This window comes from Streptomyces sp. UH6, from assembly GCF_013421635.1.
Lineage (GTDB): Bacteria > Actinomycetota > Actinomycetes > Streptomycetales > Streptomycetaceae > Streptomyces > Streptomyces abyssomicinicus.
Window position 1 is genome coordinate 1 of the sequence record NZ_JACADT010000852.1, and the last position, 2,488, is coordinate 2,488.

The 2,488-nt window shown below is 72.4% G+C and carries 2 protein-coding genes; one reads left to right on the plus strand and one right to left on the minus strand.

The genetic code is table 11. The annotated features are described in order from the left end of the window. The coding region (locus HW445_RS26690) for an MFS transporter (protein ID WP_180223440.1) at positions 1-1,210 on the minus strand (1,210 nt) is incomplete at its 3' end. 236 nt (positions 1,211-1,446) lie between these two features. Here HW445_RS26690 and HW445_RS26695 point away from each other — a divergent pair. Then, a partial coding sequence (locus tag HW445_RS26695) for a ferrochelatase (RefSeq protein WP_180223441.1) occupies positions 1,447-2,488 on the plus strand: 1,042 nt, incomplete at its 3' end.

A 2,488-nucleotide genomic window follows, 5' to 3' on the forward strand; every position in this document is an offset into this window, starting at 1 on the left:
GCTGCTCGACAACGGTCCCTCCCCGCCACGGCGCCGGCCTGCACAGCCGGCGGTACCCGAGGAAACCGACCGCCACCGCGGCGGCTCCGGCGACCGCCGGAACCACGTACCCCGCCCTCGCGCCGGCCGCGTCGATCACGAGGCCGGCCCCCGACGAGCCGAGCGCGACGCCGACGGCGAGCCCGGTGCTGATCCAGGTCATGCCCTCGGTCAGTTGCGCGCGTGGTACGTGCTGTTCGATCAGGGACATCGTGGTGATCATCGTGGGGGCGATGAACAGGCCCGCGAGGAACAGCGCCACGGCGAGGAACGGCAGGTTCCCGACCAATTGGAGGGGGATCATACTCGCGGCCATCGCACAGACACCCACCAGCCATCGACGTTCGGGACGGCCCTGGACGCGCAGCACGCCGAAGACGAGTCCGGCCACGCAGGAGCCCGCCGCGTACACGGCCAGCACCAGGCTGGCAGCGGCCTTCTGCCCCAGCTCCTCGGCGAACGCCACCGTCACCACGTCGACCGCGCCGAAGACGGTTCCGGTGGCGACGAAGGTCGCCACCAGCACCTGGAGTCCCGGCGAGCGCAGGGCGCTGCCGCGCACGTGCTCCTCCGGCGGGTGAGGGCGCGGCTCGGTGGCGCGCTGGGAGGTCAGCCAGAACACGCCGGTCGCCATGAAGACGGCCGCGAGCAGCGGTCCGGCCTCCGGGAACCACGCGGTGGACAGCCCGATCGAGACGATCGGGCCGACGATGAAGCAGACCTCGTCGACGACCGACTCGAAGGAGTAGGCGGTGTGCAGCAGCGGGGTGCCGCGGTAGAGGGCCGCCCACCGGGCACGCACCATCGAGCCCAGGCTGGGCACGCAGCCGACGAGGGCGGAGAAGACGAACAGGGTCCAGTCCGGCCACCGGAAATGGGTCGCCACCAGCAGGCCGGCGGCTCCGGTCAGGGCGACCAGCACCGCGGGGCGCAGCACCCGGCTCTGACCGTGGCGGTCGATCAGCCGGGAGATCTGCGGCCCGAGGACGGCCGAGGAGAGCGCGATGGTCGCCGAGAGGGCGCCGGCCAGGCCGTACCGGCCGGTCACCTGGGAGATCATGGTGACCACGCCGATGCCCATCATGGACAGCGGCAGCCGGCCGACGAGACCCGCTGCGGCGAAGGCGCGGGTGCCGGGCGGCGCGAAGAGGGCGCGGTAGGGCGTGGGCACGGGCTCTCCGGGGAAAAGGGGCGTCGCTGCCCTGGTCAGGAGGTGGTTGGCCAATACAGCTTACGGCCGCTTCGATCAGGTGTGCCCCGGGTGCGGGGGCGTTCGAACAGGGTGCGTGGAGGCAGAGGGGGCGCAGGCCGCCGGACGTCCCGGGCCGGTCGGCCGGTTTCCCGGGATTCCCGGGGGCCGGGTGGCCCGGTTTCCCCGTCGCCGGTCGCTGGTGGGAAGATCGGGTCATGCCAGATGTGCTCGAATCCTCCCCTTACGACGCATTGCTGCTGCTCTCCTTCGGCGGCCCGGAAGGCCCCGAGGACGTTGTCCCGTTCCTGGAGAACGTCACCCGGGGCCGCGGCATCCCCAAGGAACGCCTCAAGGAGGTGGGGCAGCACTACTTCCTGTTCGGTGGCGTGAGCCCGATCAACGACCAGAACCGCGCGCTCCTGGACGCCCTGCGCGAGGACTTCGCGGATCACGGGCTGGACCTGCCGGTCTACTGGGGCAACCGCAACTGGGCCCCCTACCTGACCGACACCCTCCGCGAGATGGTGCGGGACGGCCGCCGCCGCATCCTGGTGCTGGCCACCAGCGCCTACGCCTCCTACTCGGGCTGCCGGCAGTACCGCGAGAACCTGGCGGGCGCCCTGGCCACCCTGGAGGCGGAGGGCCTGGAGCTGCCGCGGGTGGACAAGCTGCGGCACTACTTCAACCACCCGGGGTTCGTGGAGCCGATGATCGACGGCGTGGTCGAGGCCCTGGCGGACCTCCCCGAGGAGGTGCGGGACGGCGCCCAGCTGGCGTTCACCACGCACTCCATCCCGACCGCCGCCGCGGACACCTCCGGGCCGGTGGAGGAGCACGGGGACGGCGGCTCCTACGTGAAGCAGCACCTCGACGTCGCCCGGGTGATCGCCGACGCGGTGCGCGAGCGCACCGGTGCGGACCGGCCCTGGCAGCTCGTCTACCAGTCGCGTTCGGGAGCCCCGCACATCCCGTGGCTGGAGCCGGACATCTGCGACCACCTCGAGGAGCGGCACGCCGCGGGCGTCCCGGCGGTGGTGATGGTGCCGATCGGCTTCGTCTCCGACCACATGGAGGTCCTCTACGACCTCGACACCGAGGCCAGGGCGAAGGCCGAGGAGCTGGGACTTCCGGTGCGCCGTTCGGCGACCGTCGGCGCCGACCCCCGGTTCGCCGCCGCGATCCGGGAGATGATCGTGGAGCGGGCCGCGGTGGAGCGCGGACAGCGGGTGACGCCCTGCGCGCTGGGTGCCCTCGGCG